Origin of the sequence: Cupriavidus laharis, from assembly GCF_914271435.1 — a bacterium.
Lineage (GTDB): Bacteria > Pseudomonadota > Gammaproteobacteria > Burkholderiales > Burkholderiaceae > Cupriavidus > Cupriavidus laharis.
The window spans coordinates 36,309-52,290 of the sequence record NZ_CAJZAI010000025.1; the positions used below are offsets into that span (position 1 = coordinate 36,309).

General features: G+C 66.6%; 14 protein-coding genes and 1 pseudogene. 9 read left to right on the plus strand and 6 right to left on the minus strand.

Annotated elements, in window-relative coordinates:
* Position 1: 1 nt before the first annotated feature.
* Complete coding sequence (locus LDO29_RS26565) at positions 2-1,456, plus strand: PQQ-dependent sugar dehydrogenase (RefSeq protein ID WP_224082724.1); 1,455 nt, start codon at positions 2-4, stop codon at positions 1,454-1,456.
* Positions 1,457-1,475: 19 nt separating this feature from the next.
* Here LDO29_RS26565 and LDO29_RS26570 read toward each other — a convergent pair whose 3' ends face one another.
* Together LDO29_RS26570 and LDO29_RS26575 are read right to left on the minus strand one after the other, a co-directional pair.
* Complete coding sequence (locus tag LDO29_RS26570; RefSeq protein ID WP_224082725.1) at positions 1,476-2,663, minus strand: BamA/TamA family outer membrane protein; 1,188 nt, start codon at positions 2,661-2,663, stop codon at positions 1,476-1,478.
* Positions 2,664-2,684: 21 nt separating this feature from the next.
* Positions 2,685-3,482, minus strand: a complete 798-nt coding sequence (locus LDO29_RS26575) for a hypothetical protein (protein ID WP_224082726.1) — start codon at positions 3,480-3,482, stop codon at positions 2,685-2,687.
* Between the two features lie 262 nt (positions 3,483-3,744).
* Between LDO29_RS26575 and purT the strand changes: the two genes are divergently transcribed.
* Positions 3,745-4,950, plus strand: a complete 1,206-nt coding sequence (purT, locus tag LDO29_RS26580) for a formate-dependent phosphoribosylglycinamide formyltransferase (protein WP_224082727.1) — start codon at positions 3,745-3,747, stop codon at positions 4,948-4,950.
* A 3-nt stretch (positions 4,951-4,953) separates the two neighbouring features.
* Here purT and LDO29_RS26585 read toward each other — a convergent pair whose 3' ends face one another.
* Both LDO29_RS26585 and LDO29_RS26590 read right to left on the minus strand, forming a co-directional pair.
* On the minus strand, positions 4,954-6,270 hold the full coding sequence (locus tag LDO29_RS26585) for a mechanosensitive ion channel family protein (protein WP_224082728.1): 1,317 nt from the start codon (positions 6,268-6,270) through the stop codon (positions 4,954-4,956).
* A gap of 67 nt (positions 6,271-6,337) precedes the next feature.
* On the minus strand, positions 6,338-6,655 hold the full coding sequence (locus LDO29_RS26590) for a DMT family transporter (RefSeq protein ID WP_224082729.1): 318 nt from the start codon (positions 6,653-6,655) through the stop codon (positions 6,338-6,340).
* 116 nt (positions 6,656-6,771) lie between these two features.
* Between LDO29_RS26590 and LDO29_RS26595 the strand changes: the two genes are divergently transcribed.
* Positions 6,772-7,707 (plus strand): LysR family transcriptional regulator, encoded by a 936-nt coding sequence (locus tag LDO29_RS26595; protein ID WP_224082730.1) that lies wholly within the window; start codon positions 6,772-6,774, stop codon positions 7,705-7,707.
* Here the strand turns inward: LDO29_RS26595 and LDO29_RS26600 are convergent.
* On the minus strand, positions 7,640-8,887 hold the full coding sequence (locus tag LDO29_RS26600) for an HD-GYP domain-containing protein (protein ID WP_224082731.1): 1,248 nt from the start codon (positions 8,885-8,887) through the stop codon (positions 7,640-7,642). The two genes, LDO29_RS26595 and LDO29_RS26600, sit on opposite strands and share 68 nt — an antisense overlap.
* A 227-nt stretch (positions 8,888-9,114) precedes the next feature.
* Here LDO29_RS26600 and LDO29_RS26605 point away from each other — a divergent pair, with 227 nt between their 5' ends.
* From LDO29_RS26605 to LDO29_RS26620, 4 genes are all read left to right on the plus strand, one after another.
* Positions 9,115-9,408: a putative quinol monooxygenase gene (locus LDO29_RS26605; protein ID WP_224082732.1), complete on the plus strand. Its 294-nt coding sequence runs from the start codon at positions 9,115-9,117 to the stop codon at positions 9,406-9,408.
* 104 nt (positions 9,409-9,512) lie between these two features.
* Positions 9,513-10,517 (plus strand): cysteine synthase A, encoded by a 1,005-nt coding sequence (locus LDO29_RS26610; RefSeq protein WP_224082733.1) that lies wholly within the window; start codon positions 9,513-9,515, stop codon positions 10,515-10,517.
* A 75-nt stretch (positions 10,518-10,592) separates the two neighbouring features.
* The gene (pdxR, locus tag LDO29_RS26615; protein ID WP_224082734.1) at positions 10,593-12,035 is read left to right on the plus strand and encodes a MocR-like pyridoxine biosynthesis transcription factor PdxR; all 1,443 of its coding nucleotides are present in this window, start codon (positions 10,593-10,595) and stop codon (positions 12,033-12,035) included.
* Positions 12,036-12,197: 162 nt separating this feature from the next.
* Positions 12,198-12,635, plus strand: a complete 438-nt coding sequence (locus LDO29_RS26620) for a carboxymuconolactone decarboxylase family protein (protein ID WP_224082735.1) — start codon at positions 12,198-12,200, stop codon at positions 12,633-12,635.
* A gap of 18 nt (positions 12,636-12,653) precedes the next feature.
* Here the strand turns inward: LDO29_RS26620 and prpR are convergent, their stop codons facing one another.
* Entirely contained in the window at positions 12,654-14,642 is a 1,989-nt protein-coding gene (prpR, locus tag LDO29_RS26625; protein WP_224082736.1) for a propionate catabolism operon regulatory protein PrpR, read from the minus strand.
* Between the two features lie 256 nt (positions 14,643-14,898).
* Here prpR and prpB point away from each other — a divergent pair, with 256 nt between their 5' ends.
* Complete coding sequence (gene prpB / locus LDO29_RS26630; protein WP_224082737.1) at positions 14,899-15,810, plus strand: methylisocitrate lyase; 912 nt, start codon at positions 14,899-14,901, stop codon at positions 15,808-15,810.
* A 34-nt stretch (positions 15,811-15,844) separates the two neighbouring features.
* Positions 15,845-15,982 (plus strand): annotated as a pseudogene (locus LDO29_RS26635) (2-methylcitrate synthase); the annotation flags it as partial.

The window sequence follows — 15,982 nt, forward strand, 5'->3', positions numbered from 1 at the left end:
CATGGCACGTGCGCGAATCGGCATCCGGTGCACCGCCCTGCTGCTGATCGCCTTCATCCTGGCAGCCTGTGGCGGTAGCGGGCAGGTGTCCATCAATATCGGCACGCCAGCCGCTGGCGCGCTGGCAGTCGTCATTACCGGCCTGCCCGCGGGCACCAGCGGCGATGTGACCGTGAACGGGCCAGCCGGGTTTCGCCAGCGCCTGGGCAGCAGCGCCACGCTTTCGGGCCTGGCGTCCGGCATCTACACCGTGGCGGCGGCCGGCGTGCTGTCCGGCTCGGCGGCATTCACGCCCCAGCCTGCCACGCAGCAGGTGACTGTCGGCAACGGCACGGCAAGCGTCACCGTGACATACGGGGCGTCACAGCCCTTCGCACTGGCGCTGCAGGAAGTTGCAAGCGGCCTCGCGGCACCCGTATTCCTGACAGCGCCGGCCAATGATGCGCGGATGTTCATCGTCGAGCGCGCGGGCCGCATCCGCATCATGCAGGGCGGCACGCTGCTGGCCACGCCTTTCCTCGACATTTCAACGCTGACGACGACCGACGGCGAGCGCGGCCTGCTGTCGATGGCATTCGATCCCGCGTATGCGGCCAACGGCCGCTTCTACGTCTACTACACCGACACGGCCGGCAATATTACGATCGCACGCTACCAGGTGTCCGCGTCGAACCCCAATGTCGCGGACCCGGCCGCTACCGTCCTGCTCACCATCCCGCACCCGGACTTCAGTAACCACAATGGCGGGCTGCTGGCCTTCGGGCCTGACGGCATGCTCTACCTGGGCACGGGCGATGGCGGCGGCGCGGGTGACCCGTCCGGCAATGCGCAGAACCTCGATTCGCTGCTGGGCAAACTGCTGCGCATCGACGTCAATGGCGGCCAGCCCTACGCGATCCCTCCCGGCAACCCGTTCGCGGGCCAGCCCGGGCGCCGCGGAGAAATCTGGGCAAGCGGCTTGCGCAACCCCTGGCGCTTTGCATTCGACAGCGCGGAAGGCACGCTCTACATTGCCGATGTGGGCCAGGCCCTGCGCGAGGAAATCGACGTGGTCGCGTCCGCCACGGGTGGCCAGAACTATGGCTGGAACCGGCTCGAGGGCTCGGCATGCTTCGGGGCGCCAACCTGCAGCACGCAGGGCATCTCCCAACCGCAGCTCGAATACGGCCACGATGCGAACGGCGGATGCGCGGTGGTCGGTGGCTATGTCTATCGCGGCAGCGCCATGCCGCCACTGCGCGGCCGCTATCTGTATTCGGACCTGTGCAGCGGCTGGCTGCGCAGCTTCGCCTTTCGCGATGCGGCGGCAGAACAATTGGACTGGGGCGTCACTATCCCGGGCAGCGTACTGTCGTTCGGGACGGATGCGCAGGGCGAGATCTACGTGCTGGCCGACACCTTCGCATCCTCAGGCAGCGGCAAGGTGTACCGCATTGTCGAGCGCAGCGCACCGTGACCCTTCGCGCCGCGCCGGTTCAATGCCACGCGCTGCCGACCTGGATGTAGAAAGCATCCTGCCCCTTGCTGTGCGCCACGTCGATGCCCATGGAGATGCCGAGCTTGCGCGCGATCAGGTAGCGAAAGCCCGCGCCGATGCTGTAGACGTTGCTGGCATCCGAGAAGTCATGCCAGCGCCCGTAGGCCTTGCCGGTACCCGTAAAACCCAGCAGCGACCAGCGTGGCGTGACATCCCAGCGCAACTCCATTTCGGCCATGACCGCGTTGCGGTCCTGGTAGCGGCCCTTCTGCACGCCACGCAGGTCGATGTACGGCTGCGCGTAGAACGGCACGTCGCCGCTGGAAAAGCGCGTGTCGGCGCGCAGGCCCAGGATCAGCGTGCGCCTCAGCGGTAGCCATGTGAAGCCACGCGCGTTGTACATATTGAACGATTGCGTGCTGCCGAATCCCGCGCGCGCGAACTGTACCTCCAGCTCGGCGTAGCTGCCGCGGCTCGGATAGAAGATGTTGTCGCGCGAGTCGTAGTCGACGACGATGCCGCCCTTGCCGATGCGCTGGTCTTTCTCGACGCTGCCCAGCTCGTCCGCATTGCCGAACTTGAAATTGGCCGACGAATCGAACAGCACGTAGCGCGGCCCCACGTACCAGCGCGAATCGCCGAGGCGTACCAGGAACTGCTGCACCAGGAAGCTACCCTGCAGTTCATAGGCACGCGGCTGGTTCAACAGGCCGTAGTAGTCGAGCTGGGCATCGACCTTGGCAATGGCGCCGAGATAGCGGTACCGGTCGCCGTCCCACGTATGGAAATGCACCAGGCCGGCACCCCATGTGCCGTTTTCCGTATAGGCGCCGCCAACACCCGTGATGTTCGGCGGTGCGGGCCCCTTTCCGGAGGCCTTCGCGTTGGCCGCAGCCTCGGCCATCGACTCGGAGAAAAACATAAGCCCGAGCCCGAAGCCATAGCCCACGGCGGGCTCCGTGATGATGGTCGGCACTGGCAGCGCGCCCTTGTGGTTGAGCAGGAAGTCGCTCGCGTCCAGCATGCCGTCTTCGGGGTCGAAAAACGAAAGGCTGTGGGCCGGCTTCGCTTCCGCTGGCGTGGCAGGCGCGGCGTCCTGGGCCTGTACCGTGCCCCACGCCGACAGGCCCAGCGCCGCCAGCAGCGCGGCCAGCGTGTTCCGGGCGGATCTTGGCGGAATCTTCATGCTGGTATGGGCTTTGTCCGGCTACTTGCCGAAAGTCATGTTCAGGCCGGCGAACACCGTCCACTGCGGTACGCCGCTGCCATGGTGCGCAATCGTGTATTGCGGCTCGACAAAGGCATTGAAGATGGTCGTTCCTTCCTTCCACGCCTTGCCGGCGCCCAGGCCCGCGGGAATGTAGAACGTGTCGCGCTGCAGGTCGAACGTCCAGATGCCGGTGGAGCGGAGGTACCAGCCCTCGGGCAGGTTGACGATCACGAACGGCTGGGCCGTCAGCGACTGCACGGTCGGCCGGCTGCTCTGCCCCGCGAACGAGTGCTGCCACTGCAGCAGCATGCCGAGCAGGCGCGCGCGCGTGGCATGCACGGCCACGCCGGCCACGCCCGCCTGCCATTTGCCGGTGCCGAGGCTTGGGTCGGTGGCGGTGGGAATGGTCAGCAGCGGACCGACGCCGAGCTGCGTGCCGCTCTCCCGTAGCAGGAAGATATCGAACAGGTTGATGTCGCCCAGCCCGGTTTCATAGCTGCCATCCGCGCGCGGCCGCGTACTGACGGGAACCGTGCCGCGCACGATCTGTGGCACGCCGACGAGGCTGCCCGGTGCCAGCGGGATGGTAGGCCGCAGCAGGAAATCGCTGGTATGCGCGTTGCTGCCGTATAGCCGTGGCGTGTAGTAGTTCTGGATGTTGAACGATGCCGCAAGGTTCAGCGGGTTGTTGCTCTTGTTGGCGTCGTCTGCCTTGTCCTGGGCGGCCGCCGCACGCACCATGCCGGCAGCGCAGAACGCGGCGGCAAGCATTGCGGCCAGTCGACGGGTGGGCATGCGTGCTCCTTCTGCCTGTCATTGCTGCCGACTGTATCGCGGCATGCTGGCTTGGGGCGGCATCCCGTCATGAAACTTTTCGACGTGGTGAATTCAATCGTGTGCGCGCCCGCAGCCTGCCCAGGCCTCGTTGGACAGCACAATCCGTTCGCCGCATGGCAACGCCTCGGGCGGCCTGGCCCGCATAGGGGAGCGCAGGCTCGCGGGCGCCCGCCTGCACTACAATGCGGGCTTTCCCTGCTTCGCAAGCCACGACGCCCCCATGACCACCATCGGAACCCCCCTCTCCCCTTCGGCCACCAAAGTCATGCTGCTTGGCTCCGGAGAACTCGGCAAGGAAGTGCTGATTGCGCTGCAGCGGCTGGGCGTCGAGACCATTGCCGTGGACCGCTACGAGAACGCGCCCGGCCAGCAGGTCGCCCACCATGCCCGCACCATCGCAATGAGCGACCCGGATCAGCTCAAGGCGCTGATCGAAGCGGAAAGGCCGCAACTCGTGGTGCCCGAGATCGAGGCCATCGCCACGCCCATGCTCGAAATGCTCGAAGCCGCCGGCGTAGTGCGCGTGATCCCCACGGCGCGGGCCGCGCGCCTCACCATGGACCGCGAAGGCATCCGCCGGCTCGCCGCCGAAACACTGGGACTGCCGACCAGCCCGTACAAGTTCTGCGATTCGCTTGAAGAACTGCAAGCCGCGATCGATGGCGGCATCGGCTACCCATGCGTGGTCAAGCCGGTCATGAGCAGCTCGGGCAAGGGCCAGAGCAAGATCGACGGGCCCGACGGCGTCAAGGCCGCGTGGGACTACGCGATGGCCGGTGGCCGCGTGAGCCACGGCCGCGTCATCGTGGAAGGCTTCATTGACTTCGACTACGAAATCACTCTTCTGACCGTGCGCGCGCTGGGCGCTGATGGCCAGGTCGAGACGCAATTCTGTGCGCCCATCGGCCATCTCCAGGTCAGCGGCGACTACGTCGAAAGCTGGCAGCCGCACCCGATGCACCCGGCGGCGCTGAAAAAGGCCCAGTACATTGCCCGCGCAGTCACCTCGGACCTCGGCGGCCAGGGCCTGTTCGGCGTGGAACTGTTCGTCAAGGGCGAGCAGGTCTGGTTCAGCGAGGTCAGCCCGCGTCCGCACGATACCGGCATGGTCACCATGGCCACGCAGTGGCAGAACGAGTTCGAGCTGCACGCGCGCGCCATCCTGGGGCTGCCGGTCAGCACGGCACTGAAGTGCCCGGGCGCCAGCGCCGTCATCTACGGCGGCGTGGACGCACAGGGCGTGGTGTTCGACGGCGTGGACGAGGCGCTGCGCGTGCCGCAGACCGAGGTGCGCCTGTTCGGCAAGCCGGAAAGCTTCGCGAAGCGCCGCATGGGCGTGGCACTGTCCTATGCCGACGATGTCGACACGGCACGCCAGCGAGCGAAGGAAGCCGCCGGGTGCGTCAAGCCGCGCGTGGCCGGCTGAGGGCTATCGCATCGGCGATGCTTTCTCGGGCTGCGGCATCACCGCTTGCGCTGCCGCAACCTGCGCCGCCGCCAGCACGGGATTGATGCGGGCACCTGTCAGATCCGCGCCCGACGGCGCCTGGTACAGGCGAAGGCTCAGTTCGGGCAGGATCGCCAGCAGGTGGTCGAAGATATCGCCCTGGATGCGTTCATAGTCCATCCACGCGGTCAGCCGCGTGAAGCAGTACACCTCCACCGGAATGCCCTGCGAATCCGGCTCCATCATGCGCACGTTGAGCAGAAGGTTCTGGTGGATCTCCGGGTGCGCCTTCAGGTAGGCAATACCATAGGCGCGGAATGTGCCGATATTGGTCAGGCGGCGGCGATTGACCGGGTCGCTGCCTGCCTCGATCAGCAGCCGGTTGGCCTCGTCGACCTCGGCCTGCTTCTGCTCCAGGTAGTCGTGCAGCAGCCGGAAGCGCATCAGCGCATGGACTTCGTCGTCGCTCAGGAAACGCACGCTGCCCGCGTCGAGACGCAAGGTGCGCTTGATGCGGCGCGCGCCGGATTCGAACATCTGGCGGTAGTTGCGGTAGCTTTCCGAGAACAGCTTGTAGGTGGGCACCGTGGTCACGGTGTTGTCCCAGTTCTGCACCTTCACCGTATGCAGGGCGATGTCCTTGACGTAGCCGTCTGCATTGCATTGCGGCATCTCGATCCAGTCGCCGATGCGCAGCATATCGTTGGAGGTGAGCTGCGTGCTGGCCACCAGTGACAGCAGCGTGTCCTTGAACACCAGCAGCAGGACCGCGGACAGCGCGCCCAGGCCCGACAGCATCCACAGCGGCGAGCGGTCGATCAGGATCGACAGTACCAGGACGCCGCACACCAGCCACAGGCCCAGCCGCCCCACCTGCACATAGCCCTTGATCGAGCGCGTCTGCGCGCGTGTGCTGCCTGCATAGACGTCCTGCCAGGCGCCCAGCGCGCCGATCATCATCATGAAGATGCAGACCCAGGTGCCTGCGTGCGTGATCCGTTCGAGGGCTAGTGCGTAGCGCCCCAGGTTGGGCACCTCCCCGACGCCCACGGTGATCACGGCAAACCACACCGCATAGCCAAAGCGCCGGTATACCCGGTGGCGCATGAGCGCCTTGCTCCAGTGGCCGTTGCCGGCGATCACCAGCAGCCGGTGCGCCATGCGCGAGACCACCTTGGCCACCAGCCACTGGGCCACGGTGGCGACCAGCACGAGGATCGCCACGTAGACGAGGTTCTGCGCCCACGGACGGGTGGGCATGTATTGCTGGATCAGGTCCGGCAGGGTATCGAAATCCATGACAGGCAGGAGAAGCAGCTCACTCAGCCGCACAGTGTACAAAACGCCGCGGGCCTGCCCCACCCTGTCATGACGGCAGCAGCTTCAGCCCGCCAATGCCGACGAAAATGAGCGCGATCAGTGCGAGGCGCGCTGGCGCCGCGCTTTCGCCAAAGAAAACGATGCCGACGAGCGTCACCCCGATGGCGCCGATGCCGGTCCACACGGCATAGGCAGTACCCACCGGTAGCTCGCGCAAGGCCGCGCTAAGCAAGAAGATGCTGGCCAGCGCGGCACCGATGCCCAGCGTGGTGGGCCAGGGACGGGTCCAGCCGTCTGTGTGTTTGAGCGCCAGGGCCATCACGATTTCGATCAGGCCGGCGAGGATCAGGAGGGTCCAGGCCATGGTAGGTATCAGTCAGTATCGGAGCCGGCTGCCTGCATTGCCGCCAGCGCCATGCCAATGTAGTCTGTGCACTTCGGCACATCAATTCGCCAATCCTGCGCTGGAGTTATGCAAAGATGCACGATGCTGACTGGGACGACCTGAGGTACTTCCTGGCAGTGAGCCGCGCCGGGTCACTGGCCGGGGCGGCGCGGACGCTGCAGGTGAACCACTCGACCGTGCTGCGCAGGCTGGCCAGCCTGGAAGATGACCTTGGCACGCGCCTGTTCGACCGGCACCAGGGTGGTTATGCCCTGACCGCGGCCGGCGAAGCGCTGGCCACGCAGTTGACCACCGTGGGCGAACTGATCGATGCCGCGCAACGGCAATTGGGCGGGCTGGATGCGCAGTTGAGCGGCACGCTGCGCATCACCACCACCGACACCCTGCTCGGCCCCCTGCTGATGCCGATGCTGGCGGAGTTCCGCGGCCAGCACCCGCGCATCCAGCTGCAGGTCGCGGTCAACAACACCTTCCTGAACCTGAGCCGGCGCGAAGCGGACATTGCCGTGCGCCCTGCTGCTGCGCCACCGGAACACCTGGTCGGGCGCCTGGCCGGCCTGCTGCAGACAGCCCCCTACGCGGCACGCAGCTACCTGCGGCAGTTCGGCCGCGGGCGGCCGCCGCGCCAGGACGAAGCCTGGGACACCTATGACTGGGTGGTGCCGGACGACGCCCTGTCGCACCTGGCACAGGCGCGCTGGGTGGCCGCCAACGTGCCGGAGGAACGCCGGGCGGTGTACGCCGACAGCCTGGTTGCGATGGCCGAGGCCGTGCGCCAGGGCATGGGCGCTGGCATGCTGCTCTGCCTGCTGGCCGACCCGGACCGCGACATGGTGCGGCTGGCCCCGCCCGATCCGGCGCTGGACACGCCGCTCTGGATCCTGACGCATCCGGACCTGCGCGGCAGCGCGCGCGTGCGAGCCTTCAGCGACTTCCTGCTGGCTAAGCTCCAGGCGTCGCCATGGCTGTTGCCCCCGCCGCGCCAGGCTGCCCCTGCCCGGCGTAGATAGCCAGCAACTGCTCGTCGGTGTAGCCCCAGTCGGCCGGGTCTTCAAAGGCCACCACGGTGTCGCTGCTGTGGCGCAGGTCGATGACTTGCGGCGTCAGCGGGCTCGAGTCCGGCACCGAGTAGAACGCCATCACGCGCGGGCGCAGCGGTTCGGATTCATGCTGGGCGCACACCACCGCCAGCCGGTTCGAGCGCAGCCGCAGCACCGTGCCGAGCGGGTAGATGCCCACGGTGCGCGTAAAGGCCTTGAACACGTGGCGGTCGAACAGCGTGTCGACGCGCACCGCCATGTATTCCATGGCGCGCGCCGGCGACCATTCCTGGTGTCCGGGCCGGCTCGAAGTCAGCGAATCGTACGTATCGCAGATGGCGGCGATCTTGGCGTGGACGCTGAGTTCGCGCCCCATAAGCCCGAACGGATAGCCGCGGCCGTCCACGCGCTCATGGTGGTGCACGCAGACGTCCAGCACGATATTGGCGTTCACGCGCGCCTCGTTCAGGATGCGATAGCCCGTCGACGGATGGCGCCGGATCTCCTCATCCTCGCCTGGCCTGCGCGAAGCAGGCTTGTGCAGCACGGCCTCCGGCAGCGTCAGCTTGCCGATGTCGTGCACCAGCCCGGCCAGCCCCAGATCGCGCACCTCTTCGGGCGGCAGTTCCATCGTCCGCCCGACTGCGACCATCAGCGCGCACATGGCGAACGCGTGCATATAGCTGTAGTCGTCGCGCGCCTTCAGCCGCGCCAGCGCGATCAGCGCCTGTGAATGCCGCGACAGCGACTTCGACGCCGAGTCCACCAGCAGCAAGGCGCCGTCGACCTCCAGCGCGCGCCCCATGCGCACATCGGTGAACATGGAGCCGATCACCGATTTGCCCGACTGGATCAGCTCCCGCGCGTAGCCGAACTCGGCTTCCAGGCTGGTGGCGGCTACCGGCGCAGGTTCCGGCTCCGGCTCCGGCGTCTCCCATGGGCTCAGTGCCGCCTGCGGGGTCGGCGCGTTGCGGCCCTTGAGGATGTCGATCCAGACCTCCTGCACGCCCGAAGACCGGAGCTGGCTGACCTGATCCTCGCTGGTCAGCAGGAATTTCGATCGCGTGAATGCGCGCGCGTGCCAGGGTCCGCCCAGCCTGGCAACGAACATGCCGACCTGCAGTTGCTCCGCCTTGATTCGTCTCAACATGCAATGCCCCGTGTGAAATGGTGCTCTCGTCCTCGGCCCCATATCGGCACTCGCAGCCAATACTTTAGGAAAATTGCGATGTCAGGAACCGACCCGGCAGCCGCTGTCAAGCTCCACCGGGAAATGTCCGGACAGGCTCGTCGGGCATTCCGGGCCACCCGGCCCGGCCCGGCTACAATGGCGCGCCAAACGCTTACCAGACGCCCGCAGACGCTCGCCGGTCATCCATGTCCAGAACGTACACGCTAGTCGGCATCGCCCGCGCCAAGGCCAACCGCCGGGAAGCCCTGGTGACCACGCTCGATACGCTGCGCACACGCGGGCTGACCGAGCCCGGCTGCCTGAATTACCACGTCGGGCAGGACGCCGAAGACGCCGAAGTCTTCGTGGTCTACATGGTCTGGGACTCCAGGGGCGCTCTGGAATCGCACCTGAACCGCGAATACATGCGTGACTTTCACGCCACACAGCAGGAACTGGTGGAAGGCGACTTCAGGTTCCGCTGGCTGAACGCCGCTTAAGGGGCACCAGCGCTGTACGCGCCACCTGTCTTGTCAATCTCCCCTGCCCGGTCTATCACTCTGGATGACGCCCCAACCCCAGCGGGGCGTGGCAGGAGTGCGCCATGGATGTCAGGGATGGTTTTGTCGGCACGGTCGGACACACGCCGCTGATCCGGCTCGGCGGCCTGAGCGCCGCGACGGGCTGCGACATCTACGGCAAGGCGGAATTCCTGAATCCCGGCGGCTCGGTCAAGGACCGCGCGGCGCTCTACATCATCCGTGACGCCGAACGCCGCGGCACGCTCCGGCCGGGCGGCACGGTCGTCGAAGGCACCGCCGGCAATACCGGCATCGGCCTGGCGCACATCTGCGCAGCGCGCGGCTACCGCTGCATCGTGGTCATTCCCGATACCCAGTCCCCGGAGAAGATGGAGCGCCTGCGCATGCTGGGCGCCGAGGTACGGGCCGTCCCGGCAAAGCCGTACGCCGACCCCGACAACTACCAGAAAATTGCCGGCCGGCTCGCGGAGCAGACCGAAAACGCCATCTGGGCCAACCAGTTCGACAATCTCGCCAACCGCCAGGCCCATTACGAAACCACCGGGCCGGAAATCTGGCACGACACCGCCGGCCGTATCGACGCGTTCGTCTGCGCCACTGGCACCGGCGGCTCGCTAGCGGGCGTCTCGCGCTTCCTGAAGGAGCGCAGCCCGCATGTGCGCATCGTGCTGGCCGATCCTTATGGCAGCAGCCTGTACCACTTCGTCAAGCACCACGAACTGAAGTCGGAAGGCAATTCGATCACCGAGGGCATCGGCTCCAGCCGCATCACTGCGAACCTGCAGGACACCATGATCGACGACGCCGTGCGGGTCGACGACCAGGCCTGCGTCGACATGGTCTATCGCCTGTTGCGCGAGGAGGGGCTGTTCCTGGGCGGGTCCACGGGCATCAACGTCGCAGCGGCAGTCGCGCTGGCGCGCGAAATGGGACCAGGGCATACCATTGTCACGCTGCTCTGCGACCGCGGCGACCTTTACTTCGGACGGCTCTTCAATCAGGATTGGCTGGCAGGAAAGGGGCTGGTGCCTGCACCGTTCGCGCGCGCGGCATCGCATGCAGGCTAGTCGGGCGTCCCGTCGCCCGCGCCGGCGGCTACACGGCTCGCGCCCTGCACAAACAGCCTGCATGCCAGACCTCTCATGGATGTCCACCTCACAATCCACGGCCGCCAGGGCCTCGCCGGCCAGATTTACCGCCAACTGCGCGCTGGCGTCATGGATGGCCGCCTCGCGCCCGGCCAGCGCCTGCCGTCCACGCGCAAACTGGCACTGCAGCTCGGCGTCTCGCGCAAGACCACGCTCGACGTGTTCGAGCAGCTGATCGCCGAGGGCTACCTGCGCTCGCGCGCCGGCGATGGCACCTTCGTGGCAGATGCCATGACGCGGCTGGCACCGCCGCCGCCCAAGCCAGCCACGTCACCGGCAATGGGGGCGATCTGGGAGGCAATGGAGGGCGCGTTGCCGATGACGCCGACGGTCACGCCGCCGGCCTATGACTTCGTCGGCGGCGTGACCGACAAGGGACTGTTTCCATTCGACCAGTGGCGCCGCTGCGTGAGCCACGCGCTGCGCGTGCAGGCACGCGGACGCGGCGCCTACCACGACCCGGCCGGTGAACAGGAGTTGCGCCTGGCCGTAGCGCGCTACCTGGCCTTCAGCCGCGCCGTGGTCAGCGACTGGCAGGATGTCATCATCACGCAAGGCGCGCAGCAGGCGCTGGACCTGCTGGCAAGGATTGCCCTGCGCCCCGGCGACGTGATCGCCATGGAAGACCCGGGCTATCCACCGGCGCGCATCATTTTCGCGGTGCTTGGCGCACAGGTGGTGCCGGTGCCCGTGGATGAGGAAGGCCTGGTTGTCGACGCGCTGCCGGCCAATGCCAGGATGGTCTACGTCACGCCATCACACCAGTTTCCGCTGGGCATGCCCATGAGTCTGGAACGCCGTCTGGCCCTGCTGGAATGGGCGCAACGCCATGGCGTGCTGGTGGCAGAAGACGACTACGACAGCGAATTCCGCTTCGAAGGCCGGCCCATGGAGTCGCTCAAGAGCCTGGACACGGCGGGCGTGGTGGCCTACGTGGGGACCTTCTCCAAAACCATTTTTCCGGAGCTTCGCGTGGGCTATGTCATTCCGCCGGCTCCGCTCGGCCTCGCGCTGCGCCGGGCCAAGCAGGTGGGCGACTGGCATAGCTGCACCATGACCCAGACAGCATTGGCGAAGTTCATGCTCGATGGCTATTTCGCCAAGCACCTGCGGCGCATGCACAAGGAGTACGCTGCGCGCCGTACCGCGCTGCTGGAACACCTGCGCGGCGACCTGGCACCGTGGCTCACGCCGCTTCCGTGCGCGGCAGGCATTCATCTCGTGGCGGTGCTCCGGGCGCCGCACGACGAAGCCGATGTGATCCGGCGGGCAGCGGCGGAGTCAGTCGGGCTTTACGGCACGGCCGGCATGTTTGCGAGCGAGGCACCGCGACCGGGCCTGCTGTTCGGCTACGGCGGCATTGGCGTCGCCGCGATCCATACCGGACTAGGCCGGCTGGCAAACGTCCTCGCCGGCCAGCACCGGGGTACCGCCTGAACGTACGCTGTAGCATCGCTGGCAGCCCATATTCGCTGGTTACCAGAAATTCCTGAGAATCGGCCATTTCAGATAACCACCTCGCGTCCTACTCTTGTTCCCGTGGCGGCGCCCTGCGCGGCACCGCGCAACAGATACCGACACACCGAACAGGAAGAAGCGATGCAACAACGTCTGGATTTCTATAAGGCCAGCCCGGCCGCCATCAAGGCCGTCATGGGGCTGGAAGAGCAGATCGGCAAGAGCGGGCTGGAAAAGCCGCTGGTCGAACTGGTGCGCTTGCGCGCCTCGCAGATCAACGGCTGCGCCTACTGCATCGACATGCACACGAGCGATGCGCGCAAGGGCGGCGAAGACGACCGCCGCCTGGCCACCCTGTCGGTGTGGCGCGAAACCCTGTTCTTCACAGGCCGCGAGCGTGCTGCGCTGGCGTGGACCGAGGCTGTGACGCTGGTGTCGCAGGACCATGTGCCGGACGTGGTGTGGGAAGCCGTGCGCCCGCATTTCGAGGATGCCGAGCTGGTCAACCTCACGCTGCTGATAGCCGCCATCAACACGTGGAACCGCTTCGCGATTGCGTTCCGCAAGACGCCGGCCTGAGGCGGTGGCCGGACGCCCTCAGGCGGCCCTGAGCCGGCGCCACAGCGTGGTCGGGCTGATCCCCAGGATGTGGCACGCCGCGTTGCGGTCGCCACCGCACTCGGCCAGCACGCGACGGATATGCTCGGCCTCGCTCGCCTGCGCGACGCCGGCCAGCGAACGGCTGACACGGCGCTGCCGGCCACCGCGCGCGGGCTCCTGTGCCGGTACGTCGACGGCAACTTGCGCCTCGGGCGCTTCGCCTTCATCGCCAAACAATTCGGGTACCGCCGAGTGCAGTTCGCTCAACATTTCGACAGGCTCCAGCGGGCGGCCGGCCACCAGCACGGCAATGCGCTCGGTCACGTTTTCCAGCTCCCGGATGTTGCCTGGCCAGTGGTAGCCGGCCAGGCGGGTGCGGGCCACTTCAGGCAGGCCTTCCTGATGCTCGAGCCCCAATCGTTCGAGCGCACGCCGGTAGAGCAGATCGGACAGCTCCGGCAGGTCTTCGGCGCGCTCGCGCAATGGCGGCACCTCGATGCGCAGGATATTCAGGCGGTAGTAAAGATCCTGACGGAAGCTGCCTTCGCGCACGCGCTGCGCGAGGTCCCGGTGCGTGGCGGCGATCACGCGCACATTGACCGGCACGGCCTCGAGCCCGCCGATCGGCAGCACCTGCTTTTCCTGCAGCACGCGCAGCAGGCGTGTCTGCAGCGCGGGCGGCATGTCGCCGACTTCGTCCAGGAACAGTGTCCCGTTGTGCGCCGACTCGAACAGGCCCGCCTTGCCGCCGCGCCGCGCGCCGGTGAAGGCACCCTCCTCGTAGCCGAACAGTTCGCTTTCCAGCAGCGCCTCGGGGAACGCCGCGCAATTGACCGCCACGAACGGGAACGCGCGGCGCGGACTCGCGTCGTGCATGCCCTGGGCAAGCACCTCCTTGCCGGTACCGCTCTCGCCACCGATCAGCACGGTCGAATCGACCGCCGCGTAGCGGCGCGCCAGTTCGCGCAGATGCGTCATGGCGGCCGAGGTGCCAGCCAGGTCTTCCAGGCTGTAGCGCACGCCCGGCAGCCGCGTGCGGCTGCGCGAGCGCAGGTTGCGGTCCACGCGCTGGATCGCCGTGGCGTCCTGCAGCGTCAGCAGCGCGCCCGTCGTGCCGGACTCGTTGACCAGCGGGATACGGTTGACCACCACCATGCGGTCGCCCACCTTCTGGATCGCTTCGAGTTCCTTCGCGCCGCTCTGGATCACGTCGTCCAGCGACAGGCCCGGTGACAGCGCCTGCAGCTTGCGCCCGACCGCGCTCGCGGCGGGCGTGCCGAGGAAACGCTCCATCGCCGGGTTGAACGACTGGATGCGCCCTTCTCCGTCGACGGCCGCCACGCCCTCGTTGAGGTGCGCGAGGATGTTGTTCACATAGTCGCGCCGCCCTGACTCGATGCGCCGCAGGCGCGCCGCCTCGATCGCATCTTCGAGCGCCATCCGCACGGAATTGCCGGAGTACAAGAAGACGCCGATCAGGCCGAGGCGGTCCGCCAGGTCCGTCACCAGCCCCGGGCCTACCACCACCTTCACACCCTCCTGCTTGAGCGTCTGGACGCGTGCGGTGGCATCGTCCTCGGTCAGGTAGGTGTAGGCCGGAATCGACAGCGAAAACGCGCGCGTGAACTCGTCCACCTCCGCATATGTGGACGCATGCGTCACCAGCGCCACATGGGGCGAAATACGCCGAGCCGTCGCCAGCGCGCTCATCACGTCGAAACCCGTCACCTTGACCAGCACCACCGGCACATCCACGTGCTGGCGCAGGTAGGCGCCGTTGGAGCCGCCCGACACGACGACATCGAGCTTGCCTTCGCGCGCCTCGCGCCGGATGGCGTCGGCCGCGGAATCGTAGGCTCGCCCGACGATGCGGAACTCGGCAAGGTGGGAATAGGCGGGGATCAGCTCGGCAAAAGCGCGCTGCAGGCGGCTGATGCCGAGCGCCCAGATGCGCGGCAGGCCGGGAGGGGTTACTGGGGGTGGCATGGTGCTTCAGGCGTAAAGTGCTGCTATTGTGCGCGTGACCTGATTGAATTTCAATGATGAAATGCAAATTGCGCCCGCGCAATGCAATCATGGAATAACGCAAGCTGAAATGCGTGTCGTCGCCCACCCATCGCATTGAGATAGTCAATGATATCAATAGGTTAAACGCATTTTTCCGGAGACGGAGCTTGGCTGGCACACCCTTTGCGGTAATGGCCCCGTTCTTTCAATTGCCTGAAAACGAGACACCGCCATCATGACGACCTATTCCGCTTCCGACCTGGCCCGCTCGGCCGGCGCCCGCTTCCGCCAGGCCCTGGCCGAAGAGCACCCGCTGCAGGTGGTGGGCACCATCAACGCCAACCACGCCCTGCTGGCCAAGCGCGCCGGCTACCGTGCGATCTACCTCTCGGGCGGCGGCGTGGCCGCAGGCTCGCTGGGCCTGCCCGACCTGGGCATCTCTGGCCTGGAAGACGTGCTGATCGACGTGCGCCGCATCAGCGATGTGTGCGATGTGCCGCTACTGGTCGATGTCGACACCGGCTTCGGCTCGTCGGCCTTCAACGTGGCCCGTACTACGCGTTCGCTGATCAAGGCAGGCGCCGGCGCCATGCACATCGAAGACCAGGTTGGCGCCAAGCGCTGCGGCCATCGCCCGAACAAGGAAATCGTCACGCAGACCGAGATGGTGGACCGCATCAAGGCCGCCGTGGATGCCCGTACCGACGAGAACTTCGTGATCATGGCGCGCACCGACGCGCTGGCCGTGGAAGGCCTGGAAAGCGCCATCGAGCGCGCCGTGGCGTGCGTCGAGGCTGGCGCCGATGCCATCTTCCCGGAAGCCATGACGGACCTGGCCATGTACCGCAAGTTCGTTGACGCGGTGAAGGTGCCGGTGCTGGCCAACATCACCGAATTCGGCGCCACGCCGCTGTTCACCACCGACGAACTGGCCGGCTCCGGCGTGTCGATGGTCCTGTACCCGCTGTCGGCCTTCCGCGCGATGAACAAGGCCGCCGAGAACGTCTACACCGCCATCCGCCGCGACGGCACCCAGAAGAACGTGGTCGAGACCATGCAGACTCGCGCCGAACTCTATGAGAGCATCGGCTACCACGCCTACGAACAGAAACTCGACGCCCTGTTTGCCCAGGGCAAGGCCAAGTAAGGCCAGCCGACCCGCACCTCACAAGGAGAACCTGATGTCCGAAGCACAAGCGATCGTCACCCCGAAGCCCAAGAAATCCGTTGCCCTGTCGGGCGTGACCGCCGGCAATACCGCGCTGTGCACGGTCGGCCGTACCGGCAATGACCTGCACTACCGCGGCTATGACATCCTG

Coding starts and splice junctions, on each gene's coding strand:
- LDO29_RS26565 (WP_224082724.1), top strand. CDS start 2: ATGGCACGTGCGCGAATCGGCATCCGGTGCACCGCCCTGCTGCTGATC.
- LDO29_RS26585 (WP_224082728.1), bottom strand. CDS start 6,270: ATGGATTTCGATACCCTGCCGGACCTGATCCAGCAATACATGCCCACC.
- LDO29_RS26590 (WP_224082729.1), bottom strand. CDS start 6,655: ATGGCCTGGACCCTCCTGATCCTCGCCGGCCTGATCGAAATCGTGATG.
- LDO29_RS26575 (WP_224082726.1), bottom strand. CDS start 3,482: ATGCCCACCCGTCGACTGGCCGCAATGCTTGCCGCCGCGTTCTGCGCT.
- pdxR (WP_224082734.1), top strand. CDS start 10,593: ATGGATGTCCACCTCACAATCCACGGCCGCCAGGGCCTCGCCGGCCAG.
- LDO29_RS26600 (WP_224082731.1), bottom strand. CDS start 8,887: ATGTTGAGACGAATCAAGGCGGAGCAACTGCAGGTCGGCATGTTCGTT.
- LDO29_RS26620 (WP_224082735.1), top strand. CDS start 12,198: ATGCAACAACGTCTGGATTTCTATAAGGCCAGCCCGGCCGCCATCAAG.
- LDO29_RS26610 (WP_224082733.1), top strand. CDS start 9,513: ATGGATGTCAGGGATGGTTTTGTCGGCACGGTCGGACACACGCCGCTG.
- prpB (WP_224082737.1), top strand. CDS start 14,899: ATGACGACCTATTCCGCTTCCGACCTGGCCCGCTCGGCCGGCGCCCGC.
- prpR (WP_224082736.1), bottom strand. CDS start 14,642: ATGCCACCCCCAGTAACCCCTCCCGGCCTGCCGCGCATCTGGGCGCTC.
- LDO29_RS26605 (WP_224082732.1), top strand. CDS start 9,115: ATGTCCAGAACGTACACGCTAGTCGGCATCGCCCGCGCCAAGGCCAAC.
- purT (WP_224082727.1), top strand. CDS start 3,745: ATGACCACCATCGGAACCCCCCTCTCCCCTTCGGCCACCAAAGTCATG.
- LDO29_RS26595 (WP_224082730.1), top strand. CDS start 6,772: ATGCACGATGCTGACTGGGACGACCTGAGGTACTTCCTGGCAGTGAGC.
- LDO29_RS26570 (WP_224082725.1), bottom strand. CDS start 2,663: ATGAAGATTCCGCCAAGATCCGCCCGGAACACGCTGGCCGCGCTGCTG.